The organism is Rhizobium sp. YS-1r (genome assembly GCF_000757525.1).
Lineage (GTDB): Bacteria > Pseudomonadota > Alphaproteobacteria > Rhizobiales > Rhizobiaceae > Neorhizobium > Neorhizobium petrolearium.
The window spans coordinates 139,343-157,421 of sequence record NZ_JPYQ01000009.1; the positions used below are offsets into that span (position 1 = coordinate 139,343).

10 protein-coding genes are annotated in these 18,079 nt (G+C 58.5%); 2 read left to right on the plus strand and 8 right to left on the minus strand.

Features of this window, described 5'->3' with window-relative positions; translation table 11 throughout:
- Positions 1-238 precede the first annotated feature (238 nt).
- The 4 genes from JL39_RS09995 to JL39_RS10010 all read right to left on the minus strand — a co-directional run bounded on the left by JL39_RS09995 (position 239) and on the right by JL39_RS10010 (position 5,408).
- Positions 239-706, minus strand: a complete 468-nt coding sequence (locus JL39_RS09995; RefSeq protein WP_037149673.1) for a cyclic nucleotide-binding domain-containing protein — start codon at positions 704-706, stop codon at positions 239-241.
- A 52-nt stretch (positions 707-758) separates the two neighbouring features.
- Positions 759-3,473, minus strand: a complete 2,715-nt coding sequence (locus tag JL39_RS10000) for an ABC transporter transmembrane domain-containing protein (protein ID WP_037149286.1) — start codon at positions 3,471-3,473, stop codon at positions 759-761.
- 357 nt (positions 3,474-3,830) lie between these two features.
- Positions 3,831-4,655 (minus strand): MBL fold metallo-hydrolase, encoded by an 825-nt coding sequence (locus JL39_RS10005; protein WP_037149288.1) that lies wholly within the window; start codon positions 4,653-4,655, stop codon positions 3,831-3,833.
- A gap of 198 nt (positions 4,656-4,853) precedes the next feature.
- A complete protein-coding gene (locus tag JL39_RS10010; RefSeq protein ID WP_037149290.1) occupies positions 4,854-5,408 on the minus strand; it encodes a Pycsar system effector family protein in 555 nt (184 codons plus the stop codon).
- Between the two features lie 113 nt (positions 5,409-5,521).
- Here JL39_RS10010 and JL39_RS10015 point away from each other — a divergent pair, with 113 nt between their 5' ends.
- Together JL39_RS10015 and JL39_RS10020 are read left to right on the plus strand one after the other, a co-directional pair.
- On the plus strand, positions 5,522-9,145 hold the full coding sequence (locus JL39_RS10015; protein ID WP_244446860.1) for a FecR domain-containing protein: 3,624 nt from the start codon (positions 5,522-5,524) through the stop codon (positions 9,143-9,145).
- Complete coding sequence (locus tag JL39_RS10020) at positions 9,145-11,112, plus strand: adenylate/guanylate cyclase domain-containing protein (protein WP_052182793.1); 1,968 nt, start codon at positions 9,145-9,147, stop codon at positions 11,110-11,112. The genes JL39_RS10015 and JL39_RS10020 overlap by 1 nt, the downstream gene beginning before the upstream one ends.
- A gap of 244 nt (positions 11,113-11,356) precedes the next feature.
- On the opposite strand, the gene JL39_RS10025 is transcribed toward JL39_RS10020, so the two are convergent.
- From JL39_RS10025 to JL39_RS10040, 4 genes are all read right to left on the minus strand, one after another.
- The gene (locus JL39_RS10025; protein ID WP_152601090.1) at positions 11,357-12,061 is read right to left on the minus strand and encodes a Crp/Fnr family transcriptional regulator; all 705 of its coding nucleotides are present in this window, start codon (positions 12,059-12,061) and stop codon (positions 11,357-11,359) included.
- Between the two features lie 162 nt (positions 12,062-12,223).
- Positions 12,224-15,559, minus strand: coding sequence for an efflux RND transporter permease subunit (locus JL39_RS10030; protein WP_037149293.1), 3,336 nt, complete (start codon positions 15,557-15,559; stop codon positions 12,224-12,226).
- A gap of 21 nt (positions 15,560-15,580) precedes the next feature.
- Positions 15,581-16,774, minus strand: coding sequence for an efflux RND transporter periplasmic adaptor subunit (locus JL39_RS10035; protein WP_037149295.1), 1,194 nt, complete (start codon positions 16,772-16,774; stop codon positions 15,581-15,583).
- 293 nt (positions 16,775-17,067) lie between these two features.
- Positions 17,068-18,039 carry an ABC transporter substrate-binding protein gene (locus JL39_RS10040; RefSeq protein ID WP_037149297.1) on the minus strand — a complete coding sequence of 324 codons (972 nt, stop codon included), beginning with the start codon at positions 18,037-18,039 and terminating at the stop codon, positions 17,068-17,070.
- Positions 18,040-18,079 lie beyond the last annotated feature (40 nt).

Sequence of the window (18,079 nt, forward strand, 5' to 3'; positions counted from 1 at the left end):
GGCACGCCCTCTCCCTACATCGGGTCACGGCCTGATGGTCGTTCTCAAAGGCAGGCCAGTGTTATCGCGGCAACGTTGAATTTTAGCATTTTTCAATTTCTTCGGCAAGTTATGCGTGTCGCGCGACCTTACGATGCCGTCAAAGTAAAGATTTTCAGCCTAAATGACTGCAATGACAGCAGCTATCCATGTGAAGTCGAGGTTTCTGCAAGACCATTATTTATCGGTATCGGCCGTTTTATTGGGCGGTCGAAGGCGGATTCAATGCGCGGGCTGCGGTCAGCTCTGCGGTGGCATGGCTCAACCGCGCGGCAAGCATGCGCATGATCTCCACGGCCACTTGGGGAAAATCGTTCACGAGTTCCAAGAAATGTTCCTTTTTGATCCGCAGGACCTCAAGTGCAGATGTGGCGCGCACGGTGGCAGTGCGAGAAACATCGCAGAGAACCGCGATCTCTCCAACGATGGCGTTCTCTCCGACATCGGCCACCTTGATCTCTCCGGCCGGCGAGGAAACGATAATATCAGCCGTTCCGGAAAGTATCACATAGACCGCGTCGCCCACGTCGCCCTGTCGGCATAGGTCCTGGCCCTGGCGGTAGGTCATCCGGTCGGAGGCAAAAGCAAGCAGCTTGAGCTTCGCCGGCTTGATCCGGGCCAAGATGGGTACCTGTCTCAGCATTTCGACTTCGTCTATCAGCAAAATAAGCGTCCTGCCTGTTGCCGTAAGCCCTGCTAACGTCTTCTTCCGCAAAATATTACGATAGCAGTTCCTTGAAAATCCTGTTTGTCTGCGAGAGTTTCAGATAACTGCCGGATTCCGCCAATGTTCCTCGGTGGAAGAGGAGGACCCGGTCGAAGATTTCCGCAAGGCTCGGGTCGGAAAGGACCCAGGTGATGGAAGGGCGATGACCTCCCCGATGCAGATCCTGGATGACACAGCGGGTTATCTGGTCCTGAAGCCGCCGGTCTAGCGCAGACAATGGGCGATTGAAGATAAAATAGTCCGAGCGTTTCAGCAGCGCGCGGGCAAGATTCAGCTTCTGCCGCTGCACCATGGTGAGGCGCTTTCCGCCTGAACCGACGTCGAACTGAAGGCCGACAGACAGCACGTCGTCATAGAGATCGAGAGCGAAGAAAATCTCTCGCATGAGCGTGCGGATCTGATCGGAGGCATCAGCCATCTGGTGGGCAACGCGACCGAAAAGCACGTTGTCCATGAGGCTCGCCGACTTGGAGAAGCGTTGCGGGTCGTGGCGCTCCACCAGTCCGGCCAAGTCGTCGGGAATGTGGGCATGGAACCTTTTGCGCGCGTTGACAATCTTCTCCATGAGGTTCTGGTCCAGCAGACCAAAGCGGTGGCGCGGCTCGATATAGGAGAAGCTCAACCCGAGTATCAGCGTGCGATCCTCCGACGACACCTCGTTCGGGGGGCTGCCTTGAAGCCGCTGAAGCAGACTTTGATAGGCGGGGATCTCATCGGCTGTCATGAAGGTCAGCTGCTGGAAAAACGCATGGTGCGGCGGCAGGTCATGGAAAAGCTCGACGGCATTTTCGGCGATCTCAAAGCCCATCGCGTAAAGATCGTCGTTCAGGCTTGTGCCACCAAGGATCTGTTGGAGATAAGGATGCGTCGCAAGCTGAGGGCTATTCTTCATAGGGTGCTTGGTTGTGCCGAAGAACAGATTTTCGCCGACTGTAGCCTGCGCGTTGTAAAGATCGAAATCGAACGGTACGACGATGTCGTCGAGGTCCTCTTCCGCCAACCGTCTGCGCAGAGAGGTTCGCAGCTCGACAAGATGCAGGCCGATCGTCGTATGGACATCCGGATCGATGGTCGACCGCAACGCGAGATCGAAGATATCCTCGGAGATCTGCACCGCATCCAGCACCGGTCGAATTATCTTGAGAAGATCTTCCGGTCCCTGGGCTCCGGCGGCTGCGTAATCCACCCAGTCGCTGTTGAGGTCGAAGGCTGGATTGCCCGCCTTGCGTGCTTCAATCGCGTATGTTTCGAATTCGCGGGCATTCCCACCTTCGTACCGTGCCTCTCTCAAAGGTGAGTGTTTCAGCCCATAGAGCAGGTTGTCGCGCAGCGTTCCATGCAGGAAGAAAGTATCGGCCGATGCATAGGATATCCTGCGGCCGGTGATCGATTCCGGAAGTTGGAGCAGGTCGCGGCCATCGATGGTAACGCCGCCCGAATCCGGCCAGGCGAGCCTGCCGAGCGCCTCCGCAAAGGCTTCAGCTCCGCTGCCGTTGGCGCCGACAATGGCAACGGTTTCATTAGGCTTGATCTCGGTTGAGACCTGGTTCAGGAGCCGGGCGCCGCTGTCGTCGCTGAGCGAGAGGTTGTTGATGACGAGTGCGCTTTTCAGCGCCGCCACCGGTGCTGTCGCAACCGCCTGGATGCCGCTGTCGATCAGCGGCTCCACGTTGAACTGTTCATAGACCTGGGAATATTTGACCTGCACATCCTGGCGAGCCTGATCCCAATCGATGAGCTCCTTCAGCGGTCCAGGCAAGTCCTTGTAGGCGGCAATGACGGCCACCAACTGGCCGATGTCCAGCCTGCCCAGCAGAACGAAATAGCCGCCGATAGCGTAGAAGAGGAACGGTGTGACCTGGGCAAGGAAGTTGTTGATGAATTTCACCAGGAACTTCCATTGATAAAGGTCGTAGCGGATGGAGAAGATGCGCCCGAGACGCCAGGCGATGTCGGCACGCTCCAGGTTGGAGGTGTCGTTGCCATGGATCGCGCCAATGCCGTCGACGATTTCGCTCACTCGCCCGGATAGTTCGCGGGCTGTAATCTGACGCTGACGTCCGAGCTCCAGCAGTCTTTTCCTCATGCGCGGTATGAGGATTGCCTGAACCACGACGATGCCTGCGGCGATCATTCCGAGCCAGAAGTTCTGGACGATGATAAAGATAAGCGTCGTGAGTGCCTGGCCACCGAGCAGCGCCGGCTGAACGAACGCGTCTCCGGTGAAGCCGCCAAAAGGCTCCACTTCATCCTTGATCATGGTCGCAATCTCGGCGGATTTCACCCGCTTGAAATGCTTGGGTGGAAAGCGCAGGACGCGGTCGATGAGCTCGAAGCGGATGCGGCGCAGCAGACGTTCGCCGAGCCGGCCCTTATAGGTGTTGATGTACAGCTTGAAGAGGCCGTTCACCACCACCAGTGCCAGGAAGATGAGGCTGAGCACTGCAAGCATCTGCAGGCGGTTGAGCTCGATGCCCCTGAAGAACTCAACATTGCCGAAGAGCGGAACGTCATAGGCAATATGCAGGAATGTCTGGCGTGTGTCCGGATCCTCGAAACCACTGCCCTGGATCGGTCCGTTGACGATCCGTTTCGGCAGGTCGAAAGCCAGGAAGTAGGGCACCATGGAGGCCGCAACGACAAGCAGAATCCACAGTTGCTGCAGCCGGGTATTCTTCCAGATATAGCGGAGCAGGCTCTTTTCCATCGTTGTCGTCAACCCGCTCGGAAGCTCACGGCCGGGACGAAAAGGCCACAAGGGAAAGGGTTTGTAGAAACGAAGCCACGGAAACTCCCACCAGCGAAGTAGATCGACCTATCATCATCGACAAACGCGCCAAACACAATGCAGTCGCTGTGAACGAAGGGAAAAAGGGTGCGCGACGAGTTTGATGACGTGGTTCATCGGCAGCAACGGGATGAAAAGCCCGAACCAAATCCGGCTGCATCGCCCATCGTCATTCATTGCGGTTCTTGAAGTTGGTTGCGAAGCCATGCCACGATACAGGCAGATATTTGCGATTTATGACATGGGACGCTAGCGAGCAACCTGCCGGCCTGGGAGTTAAATCTCCACGATCTGTCCTTCATATGCCGCGAAAGCGCCGGGGAAAACGAGTTTTGCGCTGCGCTCCATCTCAGCGAGCTGCTGATCTGTGCGCGAGGGAGCATGATGGAACATGGCAAAGCGTCTTGCATGCGCCATCTGGGCCAGCTTGATTCCGTGTTGCCAAGAAGAATGACCGAAGCCCCTGAAATGCTGCATTTCGTCTTCGTTGTAGGTGCAATCGTAGACGACCAGATCGGCGCCTTTCATTAATTCCAGCAGGGTGGGATCGTAGACCCCCGGACTGTGTTCGACATCGTAGACCAGCGCTACGGATTTGCTTCTCCACTCGATCCGGTAGCCGACCGCTCCGCCTGGATGGTTCAACATGAAGGTCCTGATCGTTATGCCTTTGCGGGGCGTGAGCATCTGTCCAGGGCTGAAGTCGCGGAAATTGACTGTCGCGGGGAAGGCGTGAAGCGGAAACCATGGTGGGCTGATGAACTGTTCGACCATCTGCCGTGTAGTCATCTTACCGTGCAGGTGGCCTGACCAGATATTCGTCTTGACCGACGGACGGTAGATGGGGTCGAAGAAGGGCAAGCCGATGATGTGATCATAGTGGCAGTGGCTCAAGAACAGGTCGACATCGCTCACGCCGTCGGCGGCCAAGGCAAGGCCAGCCTCGCGCAGACCGGAACCAGCGTCGAACAAAATGCGATCATCACCGCAGCGGATTTCGATGCAGGCCGTATTGCCGCCATAGCGGCTGAAATCGGGGCCGGATACGGGAATGCTGCCGCGGACCCCCCAGAACCTCACTTGAAGCCTATCGTTGTTCATCTTTTCTTAAAATGACCTTCCGGGCATGAGCCTCTCAGGAAATAGTCAAAGGAAATCAGTCGCCTGACTATCCGAGATGCGATGCCTTTGCTGCCTCCATTCCTTCTCTGTCAGGATAACCCCTGAAAGACACAAGCGCTACGGCGTCCATTGCAGAGGGACAGTCGGCTCCCGGCATCGATCCTTCGGGTTGCATGGCTATGTTTGGTTCTGGGCCAAGAGCAGAAGCAGGACATAAGCGACAACCGTGACCATAAGTCCGCGGAAAGCGTAGGACACAAGTTTATATTTCTGGGTCGCGATCAGCGAGAGAACATCCGCATTGTCCAGATATTCCTTGAAGAGGTAGCCGATATCGCCGTGCTCGGCAGCCTGCTCGAAGACTGGCCGATGCTGAGTCCACGTGCCCCAGAACAGCGTTGTCGATTTTTTTGCCTTGCGCGGCAATACAACCATTATCGCCGACAGTATTGACCAAACAGACGCCAACGCCAGAGCTCCAGAAAAAGTTATCTCTATCCAGCTTCCCTGGGAATAGCGTGACCAGTTAAAAACGTTTCTTCCTTCCGTGGAGGAAACAAGGAAGGCAAGCATGAACGTAAAAATGTAAGCTGCCTTCTGGTCCGAGATTTTTATTTGGTCGTAATAGACATCGTTTATCTTGCGTACGTGATTAAAATATTCCTCGGTGACCTCACCGGACGCCATCGGCATTTCCAGCAACTCGGTAGGTGCGCCTTCAAAGTCACTCACTCATTTTCCCTCCGCATATCAACTGTTTCCCTGTTAATACACTCTGGCAGGAAAGCAATCCTCTTGCCGGCGTGCTTCTTGACACTTGCGGAGTTTACACGCAGTGGTGAGGCATGTTGGGGGTTCTCTGTCGATTTTATCTCGTAGCCATGTCGGCGTCCGTGCTTGCCGGCGGATTGGTGTCGCCTGCGGTGGCGGACCCTGTTCCGCGTTCAGGCCCGGCTGCGGGGGCCGTCATTGCACGCAAGGCGGGGGAAGAAGTCCGCTTCATCGATGTTTCGAACTGGCGGTTCGTGGACCTCAGGCAAGACCTGCTCACCGGCGACGTGTTGCGCACGAATGCCACAGGTCAATTGGCAATTTTATTTTCCGACAGGACCCAGATTCGCCTTGGCCGCAATTCCGCGCTTGTCGTGAAACAGGTTACATCCGGCACCAGTGCCGACACCGTACTTCAACTGCAGTCCGGCACCATCTGGGCTCGCGCCGAGCGCGGCGGGCCTGGCGTGCAGGTCGAGACGCCCGCGGCCGCGGCGGCGATCCGCGGCACGGACTGGACGATGACCGTCAGTGGAAGCCAGACCTCTCTTACGGTTCTGGAAGGCGTCGTTCAGTTCAGCAATCCGCAGGGCAGTGTAGAGGTCAGGCAGGGTGAGGGGGCGGTCGCCTCGATCGGCCAGGCCCCACGCAAGGTGGTCATCGTCGAATCAGACGACCGCGAGCAGATGCTCTTCTACCTGCCGCCACGCGAGGCTTTCGAGCGCATGCCGCCATCGGTGCAACCCGTTGCGGACATGCGCCGGCATGCTGATCGTATCACCGCGATGCCGCCGGAACAGCGCAGCACCGAGGATTGGGTGTCGCTTGCAGAAGCGCAGCTTTCGCTGGAGGGGCGGGCAAGGACCAAAGAGACGCTCGCTGTGCTCCAAGGTCGGCAGCTCTCCGCAGCGCAGCGGGCGCGTGTTACCCTTATCGAGGCCATACTCGCGGCGAGCGAGACCCGATATGCTGATGCCGCACGGCTGTTCGCCAAGGCTGAACGAGGGCTCGATTCCAAACGGCGTGGTATCGCGCTTTATGGCGGCTATTACGCCCGCTCGCTTGCTGATCCGAATCGGGTCGAGCCGTTGCCGCCTCAGGTAGGAGGACCGGACGGAGCCTTCCTGCGCGCTTACGCGGTCGGTTTCCTCCAGGATCTCAAGGCCGCGATCAAAGTTCTGGCGGATGCCGAGAAACAGTACCCCGACGATCCGGAGCTTCCCGCCTATCGCGCATGGCTGGCGTTGCTATTGAATGATCGGCAGCAGGCACAAGACGCGATGAAAAAGGCGCTTGCAATCGATCCTCAGGAGCCGACCGCCCTTGAGGTGCGTTCCCATTACAAGGCCGGAATAGAGGGCGACATCGATGGTGCGCTCGCCGATGCTGAAGCCGCCGTCAGGGTCACCCCGGGGAGCAGCTCGACCTGGAACGAGATCGGAAACCTGCAGTCGGAGCGCAGCGCCGGTCGCGAAGCGGAGGCTGCCTACAGGAAGGCGATCGAACTCGATCCGGAAGATCCGGTGGCGCGGGCCAATCTGGCCTTCTTCTATCTGGACCTTAATCGTGTCGAGGACGCGAAGCGGGAAATCGATCTGGCGCTGGAACGCGATCCGACGCTCAGCGTAGCGTTGATTGCCCGTGGCCGCTACTTCATGCAGACCGGCGATATGGACAGGGCGCTTGAGGATCTGCTGGCCGGTACGGTTTCCGATCCGGCCTATGCCGAAGGTCAGGCATTGCTGGCTGCGGCCCTTTATCAGAAGGGAGATCGGGTCGCCGCCGAACAGGCGGCCGACAATGCGGATCGGCTGGATGACAACAGCCCCGGAATTTCGGCCCTTCGCACGTCGGTCGCCATCGATAGTTACGATTCCGAAGGCGCCATCCGCAACGCGCAGGAATATGTGAAGCGTGCCAGGGCCCGCGGCGGACAATACAGTTCGCTTGGCGCCAACCAGCAGGCCGGCTCGGCCTTGAACTATGCGTTCCGCTTTCAGGGGCTGAATGCCTGGGGCGAATATTACAGCGATGCCGTGTTCGATCCGTTCTCGGGCGTCTCCTATATCGACCAGGGCATTCGCGGTAGCGCCAACCCTTTCGCAAACGGCTATCTCTACGGCGTCGACATCATCAACAATAGCCCCAATGGTCAGGGCTTCTCGTCAATTCTGCAGGGATTGCTGCTCGAGCCCACTCTGATTTCGTCACGCACCCGCGGTATCGATCTGCTTCCCCAGCCATTCCTGGAAGCTTCGATCGGTGGCGGCATTACGAGTACGGGCGGAGACCTGGGCTATGTCGCCGAAGGGGAAGTTCAAGGCTACAGCAATCTTCCCTTCCCGATCAGTTTCTATGCCAATCTGGAATGGCAAACGCTGCCGGACAGCCGCGATATCAGCGGACTGACAGATCTCGATATCGACAACAAGGTTTTGGGTGGCAACGTATATCTGACTGCCAGCCCGACGCCTTACGACCGGTTCGTTCTGTATTTCAATCAGGCGCACGCCGATTTCAGCCGGGATTCTCAGACTATCTTAGTCCCCGGTTTTGCTTTCGTGGACGATATCGATGCTACTACCACGATTACCAATGGCGGAATCGGCTGGAGTCATACATTCAGCTACGAGAACATTCTCAATGCGGCCGTGCTTTTCAACGAGCAGAAGAGCAAAAGCGACCTTTCCCAAGGGTTTGTCATCGGTGGGGTCCCCATCGTCGGTACGGTGACTAACGAACTCCATACACAGACTTACATTGCAGCAATCAATCACAGTATTGGAATGGAAAAATTTGCCCTTCGATATGGTATAGAGGGGGGCTGGATCGACGCGTTTCAATCTCTAGAAGGCTCAGACAGAAACGGTGTCGGCCGCATCTATGCCGATCTGCTTCACGACATAACGGCCGACCTCAAGGCCGAGTATGCGTTGTTCGGCTCGCTGATCTCGGATGACACAGCCGACACGGTGAGGCTCGATCCGCGCGTCGGTATCGCCTGGTCGCCGTTCGAAGGGCAATGGTTGCGTGCCGGATTTATCCGCAACAGCGTCGATCTGAGCACACCGACCTTGTCGCCAGTCGGTATCGTCGGCCTCCAGCAGAACGAAATTTCATTCGATCCGGGTGGTTCGCTGGATACCTACGCTTTTCGCTGGGATGCGGAATGGACAACGGATTTCTTCACGGCGTTGGAATATCAACACCAGGACGTCCACGACGCCAGCATCATCCTTCCTCTGCAGGCCGATACCTTTGATACGGGCCGCGGAAGCATCGACCGAACCAGCTTGACCGCGAATCTCTTGCTCGGGCACGGCTTTGGATTGTCCTCCACGGTGGCCTATTCGGATACGGACGACAAAAGCAGCACTCCAACTGCCGGAGGGCAGCTGCCTTTCGTTCCCGAATGGGCGGGACAGGTGGCACTCACCTGGGTCAACGAAGCCAACGTCAAGGCCACAATTGCAGCGAATTACATCGGTGAGCGTGTCGACGAGGACGGTCTTGATCTCGGCGACTATTGGACGCTGGATGCCAGCCTGACCTGGGAGCCGTTCGACAAGCGTTTCGAACTGGAGTTGGCGGCGTATAATCTTCTGGACGAGGATTTCACGCTCGACCACGATGATTTCGGCAATCCGATCACGGGCTGGGGCAGGTCTTTCAAGGGTACACTCAAAGTGCGGTTCTGATGGCTAGTCGCGGCCTCCCACTGTCTGCAACGCGGTTCTTTTCATCCCGCCGCGTGCAGGTCGCCACACTTGCAGCCTTCATCTTCGCGGCCGTCACCTTGATCACCCGGCTGCCGGGCTGGCCGCTCATCGACGACCGCGCCTTCGACTATCTCTCCACTATCGGAGCACAACCGCTTCCTGAAAACGGGCCGATCATCGTTGCGATCGATGAGCCGTCCCTGGCCGAAATCAATGTGCAGTGGCCTTGGCCGCGCAGCCTGCATGCGCGGTTGATCTCGGCGCTGCGCGCCGCGGGCGCGAGAGTGATCGGGCTCGACATCATCTTTTCGGAGCCTTCGACTTCATCTGAAGACGAGGCGCTTGCCCAGTCTCTCGGCCCGGACGTGGTGCTTGCGGGCGATGAGACGCTGGTGACATCCGATCAGGCCGATCAGTTTATTCGGGTCATGCCTCTTCAGATGTTCTCGGACAGGCTGGCACTTGTCGGCATCGCCTCGGTCAATCTTCACCGCGACGGCGTGCTGCGTGCGATGCCTGCCTACGACGACAGCTTTGCCGCGATGATTGCGACCGCTGCCGGCATCGAGACCGAGTTGCCGGAACCAGGCGGCCTGATCCAGACTTTCGGGGGAGCGAGGACCTATCCGACCGTTTCCTATTATCAAGCGCTCGATCCGGAAAATTTCCTGCCGCCTGGAATTTTCAAGAACCGCATGGTCATCGTTGGCCTGAGCCTCCAGAACGCGCCTTCGATCGACAAAGGGGGCGCCGACGCCTTCCCGACCTCCTATACCGTGCATACGGGCAAATTGGTCGCCGGTGCCGAGGTCCAGGCAACGATACTCGATAACCTGCGAATGAGGAGCTGGATAGCGGAGGCCAGCGGAACCATGAAGCAGCTTCTGCTGATCGCTGCAGTGATTGTCGCCGCCGTATTTGTCTCAAAGGGCACCGGCTGGCGCACCATTATCGTTGGAGCGGCCGCGATGGTGCTGCTGTTTACCGGCAGCTACCTGATCTTGCGCTTCGGCCGTGTCTTTGCTTCGCCGATGGCGCCTTCGCTGGCCTTCATCGGCGTCGCGGCCGCGCAGGCAACGCTCGATTATGCCGAAGAGCGAAAGAACCGTCGCCAGATCACGCGCGCGTTTTCTCAATACCTTGCGCCGGCCCTGGTGGAGCAACTCGCCCGTGATCCCTCCAGGCTAAGGCTTGGCGGTGAAAGACGCCAGCTTTCCATTCTCTTCTGCGATGTGCGCGGCTTCACGACAATCTCGGAATTGCTGAAGGACGATCCCGAACAGCTCACAATGCTGATCAACCGCCTGCTGACACCGCTTTCGGACATCGTGCTCTCCTATGGGGGAACGATCGACAAATATATCGGTGATTGTCTCATGGCCTTCTGGAACGCGCCGCTGGATGATCCCGACCATGCAGTCCATTCCGTCTCGGCTGCCCTCGACATGCTCGTCTCGATGGAGACGCTCAACAGTGATCTGCGAAGGGAGGCTGAAGCCGCCGGCCGGACCTATTATCCGCTCAGGATCGGCATCGGCATAAATACCGGCGAATGCGTCGTCGGAAATATGGGGTCGAGCAGCCGTTTCGATTATTCAGCGCTCGGCGATGCCGTCAATCTGGCTGCAAGACTTGAGGGTGCTTCAAAGGCCTATGGTGTGCCGCTTCTGATCGGCGAGGCGACTGCCCATGCCGTGCAGGAGCATTTCGTCGTGTTCGAACTGGACCGGATCGGCGTCAAGGGCAAGTCCGAACAGTCGGTGGTTTTCACAGTCGTCGGAGAAGAGTGCAGACAAAGTCTGCCCCTGCATCGCGATTTCCTGCAGGCGAAATATGGCGGGGACACCGCGACAAAGAAGGCACTCGCGCCGATGCTGATCGAACAGGTGCCAAGGCTGACGACATACTATGCCGACTCTATCGCAAACTCCGAAATTGACCCCTGATGCGGTAATCAGGTTTCAATCAATATGAACCGGGGGGCGTGGAGTGCTGCGCTTCACCTGCGGACATAGGGTTACGGCAAACGATATCAAATGCTCGCTCAAGTGGATTGAGCCTGTTTTCCTTCGCGAGGAGGGTATGGCGGCATACGCGCCGGGCTGATCAGCGTTGCGTGTCGGAGGGTTGTCTCTTCTTCGCCGCCTTCAGATCCTAGAACCCCGTGCCGCATCAATGCCGAGGTGGCCGCTAGACCTCGCGCAGGGCCTGCACGTCGACGACCTGAATCACCCGGCCGCGTACTGTGACGCCGGTTTTGCGGAGCGCCGAGAACGCACGCGAAAGGGCCTCCGGTGCGAGACCAAGCATCCCCGCGAGCAAGCTCTTCTGGAAAGGCAGGCGGATGGAAGCCGGGCCGCCGTCGACCGGACACCGCGCCAGAATATAGTTCGCAACCCGTTGCGGCGCCGTATACAGCCTGTCGTTGGCGACGCAATCCATGGTCGAGAGAAGATGCCGGGACAAGGACGTCATCACGGCTTTGGAGATATCCTTCTCCTGCTCGGCCAATTCCCGAACCGCCTGCAGATCGAATCTGGCGAGCGTTACTGCTTCGGCGGCCTGGGCGTTGTAACGGAATTGGTTACCGCCATAGATCAGGCATTCGGCAAATGTATCACCAGGACCGCAGATGCGGATATCCGCTTCACGGCCTTCGCGATTAAGCCGGTAAAGCCGCACATAACCGCTTAGAACACAGTAGAGAGCATCAGCATTTTCCCCCTCCCGGAAAACCGACTTGCGCGCCGAAAGGCTCACCACGGTCATATTTGCAAACATCCGAATGAGGGAATTGCCGCTTAACCCGGCCAGGAAAGGCGTTTTCATCAGCACAGCCCGATCCCGATTGGTGAGCTTCAGGTTGCTGTTCATCATCTCCGTCGTCGCTTCCATCGCTTGAGCCGTTGCGCATTCCCGATGTCACGGAAAGTAACAGGTTTATGAACGCTCCGTTTGACGCCGATCAAATTCCGAGAATTTTCTGCAATTTTTGCGCGCCCAAGAAAAACGCCGGACCCAAGGGCCCGGCGTTACTGAAATGCCGTTGAACGATGCTTATTCCGCAGCCATCGGCGGCAGACGGAGCACCTTTGTACCCGTCTGGGCGCCGGAAGAACGATCGTCGTTGGCGCTGGTCTGCCGTTCGATCTGGTTGAGGCGTTCTTCCAGCGAAGCGATCGACTCGGCGCTCTTGCGGGCTTCCCTGCTGAGCTCTTCCTTGGAGAGATCGACCTCTTCCTCTTCCTTCCTGCCGACGAGCCGTCCGAAAATCCTGCCAAGCAGGTGAGAAAGATCGTCCATGATCAGGAAGAAGGATGGCACGACCACGAGCGAGAGCACCGTCGAAACGATGATGCCGCCGATCACCGCGATCGCCATGGGAGCGCGGAACGAGCCGCCTTCACCGACGCCGAGCGCGGAGGGCAACATCCCCGCCGACATGGCGATCGAAGTCATGATGATTGGGCGGGCACGCTTGCGGCCTGCCTCCACCATGGCGTGAACCCGTTCCAGGCCGTGGCGCTTCATTTCGATCGCGAAGTCCACGAGCAGGATGGCGTTCTTGGTCACGATGCCCATCAGCATCAGGATGCCGATGAGAACCGGCATGGAGAGCGCATTCTGGGTGACGATCAGCCCCACCGCGACACCGCCGATCGCAAGCGGCAGCGAGAACAGGATGGTGAAGGGCTGGATCACGTCCTTGAAGAGCAGGATCAGCACCACCAGCACCAGCATCAGGCCAAGCAGCATGGCATTGCCGAAGCTCTGGGTCATCTCGGCCTGGATCTTGGCGTCACCGCTTTCGGCAAGCCGTACGCTCGGGGGGAGTTCGGTCTCGTCGACGATCCTTTTGAACTCGGCTGTCGCCGTGTCGAGCGCGGTGCCGAACGGTACGTCGGAACCGATCGACACGACACGGTTGCGGTCGTTGCGCTTGATCGAGCTTGGACCTTCCGCGTAGTCGATGTCGGCGACGCTATAGAGCGGCACGCTTGCACCGGAAGCCGTTTTGATCTTGAGCGCGCGGATCGCGGCAAGGTCGCGGCGGACGTCAAGCGAGGCTTGCACCCGGATCGGGATCTGCCGGTCGTCGAGAGATATCTTGGCAAGGTTGGCGTCGATATCGCCGATCGTTGCGACGCGCACGGTCTCGGAAATCTGCTGCGGTGTAATGCCGAGCCGTGAGGCCTGGTCCATGCGCGGACGGATCTGCAGTTCCGGTCGGGGCAGGGCGCCTTCCGAAGAGATGTTGGCGAGGATGGGCGAAGCGCGCAGCTTCGATTCCAGCAGGCTGACGGCCTCGTTCAGATCCTCTTCGCTCTTGGAGAGGAAGTTGAACGAAAGATCGCGTTCGGCACGGTCGTTGACCTTCGAGATACGGACATCCGCAATCGACTGGACGGCAGCGAATATGTCCTTCTCGACATCCCATTGCGGGCGGGTACGGCCATTCTCCTTTATCTTCGGCAGGTAGTCGCCAACCAGGGGAATGGATCCGAGACCCTTGTTGACCAGGGTCTTCACCAGCGAATGGTCGATGTTCTGGAGGATAACGCGCACCGTCGCGCGACGCAGTTCGAGATCGCCTTTGGGAGAAGCGCCGCCGAGAATGAAAATGCTCTCCACGCCGTCAATGTGGCGTATGGCGTCGTAGACCTTGTCCGTTGCGGCAGCGGTTTCATCGAGGGTTGCATTCGGCGGCAGCTCGACCGAGAGCACCACGCGCGAAGAGTCGTCCGGCGGCATGAAGCTACCGGGAACCTGCGCGAGAAGCGCCATTGAGCCAACCAGGAAGGCGATCGCGGCGAGGAGTGTCGTATACCGCCAATACCATTTGCGGGTCGTGCCGGTAACGAGCCTGGTATAGGCTTTCATCAGACGGCTATCGTTGTCGTGATGGTCTTCCATGGCGTCTTCGGCGCGCATCAGATAAGCGGCCATCAACGGCGTGATGAGGCGTGCCACCATCAGCGAGAAGAAAACGGAAAAGGCGACCGTCAGGCCAAACTGGATGAAATACTGACCCGGAATGCCGGGCATGAACGAGACCGGCACGAAGACCGCAATGATCGTGAAGCTCGTCGCGATGACCGCAAGCCCGATCTCGTCTGCCGCTTCGAGCGCTGCCCGATAGGGAGTCTTGCCCATCTTGATATGCCGGGCAATGTTCTCGATCTCGACGATTGCGTCGTCGACAAGGATACCGGTGGCCAACGTCAGGGCCAGGAAGCTCACGAGGTTCAGCGAGAACCCCATAATGTCCATGATCCAGAATGTCGGGATCGCGGAAAGCGGCAGGGCGACTGCAGCGATCAAGGTGGCGCGCCAGTTCATGAGGAACAGGAAGACCACGATGACGGCGAGGAGCGAACCTTCCATCAGGGTATGAAGGGCAGCCTCATAGTTGCCATAGGTAAAGTAGACCGAGTCATCGACCATCTCGATCGAAACGTCCGGATTGGCCTTGCGCACCTCGTCAAGGCTCGTCGCGACCGTTTCGGCGACCGAGACCTCGCTGGCCCCCTTGGCGCGGAAGACCGCGAAAGTGACGGACGGCGTACCGTTGAAGCGCGAGAAGGATTTCGGCTCTTCATAGGTGTCGGAAACGGTTCCGAGTTCCGAGAGTCTCACGAAACGGCCGGTCGGGAGCGTGATCGTCGTATCGGCGAGCTGCGCTACATCACGGGCGTCGCCGAGCGTGCGGATCGTTTGCTCGTTATTGGCCACCTGCCCGCGGCCGGAACCCAGATCGACGTTCGTGCCGCGAAGCTGTTGGTTGACGTCCGCCGCCGTTATGCCGTAGGCGTTGAGTTTGGCGGGGTTCAGCGACACCCGGATTTCCCGGTCCGCGCCGCCATAACGATCAATGCGGCCGACGCCCGGCTGACCCTGCAGGGCGCGCTTCACCGTGTCGTCAACGAACCAGGAAAGCTCTTCGAGCGTCATGTTCGGGGAGGAGACGGCGAAGGTCTGGATCGCCTGGCCTTCGACGTCCACCTTCGTGACGACGGGCTCTTCGATCCCAGCAGGCAGATCGCTGCGGATCTTGTCGATTGCGTCCTTGGTATCCTGCACGGCCTCATCGGTCGGCTTTTCGATACGGAAAACCACGACTGTCTGGGACTGGCCGTCGGTCACCGTCGACTGAATCTCGTCGATGCCGCTGATCGAGGCGACAGCGTCCTCGATCTCCTTCGTCACCTGCATTTCAAGCTCTGCGGGCGAAGCGCCGCTCTGGGTCACGGTGATCGATACGACCGCAACGTCGATATTCGGGAAGCGGGTGATCGGCAGGGCATAGAAGGACTGGATGCCGACAAAAAGCAAAAGCGCGAAGCCAAGCAGCGGCGCGATCGGATTTCGGATCGACCAGGCGGAGAAGTTCATGTGGCTTACCTCGTTCTGGTCTCAGTTGGAAATGGTGTTGGGCTCGGCCGGAACCGGAGCGATCTTGTCGCCATCGCGGACAAAGGCGCCGGCTTTTGCCACAACCATGTCACCGGCTTCGAGACCGCTGACGACCTCGACGAAACCACCGTCCTGGATGCCGGTTTCGATCTTCACCTGCTTGACCACGTTATCCTCAACCTTGCGGGCGGTGGAGCCGTTGCGGTCGGTGGTGACGGCGGAAAGAGGGAGTGCCAGCGCGCTTGTTTCAGTGACGATGATATCGGCGCTGGCATACATGCCGGCGCGCGCGCCGCTCTCGTCGTCGACGACGATATGTACGGAGCCGAGCCGCGTGGTGGAGTCGACCGTTGGTGAAACGAGGCGCACCTTGCCTTCGATCTTCGTCCTGCCTCCGGCAATCGTCACGACCGCTTTCTGGCCGACCTCGATCTTTTGGATATCGGTCTCGGAGAGGTCGGCAACAAGTTCGATCGCACCGTCCTTGATGATCGTAAAGAGCGGATTGCCGGTCCCGCTGGCGATCGCGCCTACCTTGGCATTGCGCAGGGAAATCACGCCGGCGACGGGTGTCTTTACGCCTGTACGGGCAAGTTTCAGGTCGACGTCTTCAATCTGGGCGTCGACCACGTTGATGTCGGATTCCCCAACCGCGACCGCCTGTTTGGCGGCATTCAACTGCGCCTGACGCACCTCGACGAGGGCTTCCGCCTGTTCGAGTTGGGAAACCGTGCTCGTACCGCTCTGGCTCAGCCGCTTCGTACGGTCGCGCTGACGCGTGGCGTCATCAAGATTGGCCTGCGCTTCAATCACTTGCGCCTTATATTGTGCAAGGGCAGCCTCGGTCTTCGCCCTGTTGGCTTCAAGCTGGCTCCTCTCCAGGAGGAGCGCGTCGTCATTCAGCGCTGCAAGAACGCTGTCGGCCTTCACTTCGTCGCCGACATCTGCATTGAGCGTCTTGATCGACAGGCCCTCGACCAGCGGCTGTACATAAACCTCTTCAACGGGCTTGATCGTGCCGGTCGCGATCACTCGATCCACGAGCGGCTTGGTCACAGCCTCGGTGACGACGATAGATGGCAGTTTCGGCTCGGCGGGGGCCGAGGGAGTGACCTCCTGCGATAAAGCGGAACTCGCGGCAAGCGAGAGGAGGAGAGCCGTAATACCGGCAGACTTCGGGAACTTGCGAAACATGCGACTATGTCCGACCTAATATCAGGGGCAAGTATTTCGCTGGGAACCTCTCCGGTCTCGTCGCATCCCCCCGCACGCGATGACCCCGGATCAAGGTGGGAACCGCACAAAACGGTTACAAGACCGGCAGTGAAAGATTCCATCCGGGCAGAACTTTTACGTGTTTGCGCCGCACAAATCAATCCGCACCCGTTATGGGAGAGATGACTTTTGGTTATATTTTGTATCAAAATATTTCAGAGAACGCGCAGAAAGAAGCCGCGCGTTCTCAATTGGTGAACGGCAGACGATTTTTATTTCAATGCCGCGTCAGTGATCTCGGTCGTGTACGCACCTTCAGGTTGCTTGGTGATGATCTTCTGATCGAGGAGTGCCTTGACGGTCCGCTCGTAGAGTTCCGGCTTCAGCACGCCCGATCCGTCGCCGATCAGCTTAGCGACTTCACCCATCATGCGCTTCTGGTGGTTCTCGTCCTGTCCGCCATTGTCCATGACGATCTCCGCGGCTTCGTCCGGGTTATCGATGGCGTATTTCCAGCCCTTCATGGAGGCGCGGACGAATTTGACCATGCTTTCCTTGAAGGCGGGATCCTTCAGCTTGTCTTCCCTGGCATAGAGGCCGTCCTCGAGCAGGTCGTTGCCCATTTCAGTATAGTTGAAGACAACCAGGTCTTCCGGCTTGAAACCGGCGTCGATCGCCTGCCAGTATTCGTTATAGGTCATGACCGAAATGCAGTCGGCCTGCTTCTGGACGAGCGGCTGCACGTCGAAACTTTGCTTCAGCACCGTTACACCGTCCTTGCCGCCATCGGTCTTGAGGCCAAGCTTGTTCATCCAGGCGAAGAACGGATATTCGTTGCCGAAGAACCAGACGCCGAGGGTCCGGCCCTTGAAATCGGCCTCGTTCTTCACCGGACCGTCTTTGGGGCAGATCATTTCGAGGCCCGATTTCTGGAAGGGCTGGGCGATGTTGACGAGGGGCACGCCCTTTTCGCGAGCGACGAGCGCGCCTCCCATCCAGTCGACGATGACGTCGGCGCCGCCGCCGGCGATCACCTGCTCAGGCGCGATGTCAGGCCCACCGGGCTTGATCGTCACGTCGAGGCCTTCTTCCTCGTAGAAGCCTTTGTCCTTGGCGACGTAATAGCCGCCAAATTGACCCTGTGCCACCCATTTGAGCTGCAGCGTGACCTTGTCGGCGGCCATCGCCTGGGCGCTCGCGAGCGAGAACGCGCCCGCCATCAATGTCATCATAATCTTCTTCATTGTCGTTTCCCTCTGTCGTACCGGCCCCATTTGCTGGGGT

Excerpts from the sequence above, each read along its gene's own strand:
- JL39_RS10000 (WP_037149286.1), bottom strand. The coding sequence starts at position 3,473 with ATGGAAAAGAGCCTGCTCCGCTATATCTGGAAGAATACCCGGCTGCAG.
- JL39_RS10005 (WP_037149288.1), bottom strand. The coding sequence starts at position 4,655 with ATGAACAACGATAGGCTTCAAGTGAGGTTCTGGGGGGTCCGCGGCAGC.
- JL39_RS10015 (WP_244446860.1), top strand. The coding sequence starts at position 5,522 with ATGTTGGGGGTTCTCTGTCGATTTTATCTCGTAGCCATGTCGGCGTCC.
- JL39_RS10020 (WP_052182793.1), top strand. The coding sequence starts at position 9,145 with ATGGCTAGTCGCGGCCTCCCACTGTCTGCAACGCGGTTCTTTTCATCC.
- JL39_RS10025 (WP_152601090.1), bottom strand. The coding sequence starts at position 12,061 with ATGGAAGCGACGACGGAGATGATGAACAGCAACCTGAAGCTCACCAAT.
- JL39_RS10030 (WP_037149293.1), bottom strand. The coding sequence starts at position 15,559 with ATGAACTTCTCCGCCTGGTCGATCCGAAATCCGATCGCGCCGCTGCTT.
- JL39_RS10035 (WP_037149295.1), bottom strand. The coding sequence starts at position 16,774 with ATGTTTCGCAAGTTCCCGAAGTCTGCCGGTATTACGGCTCTCCTCCTC.
- JL39_RS10040 (WP_037149297.1), bottom strand. The coding sequence starts at position 18,039 with ATGAAGAAGATTATGATGACATTGATGGCGGGCGCGTTCTCGCTCGCG.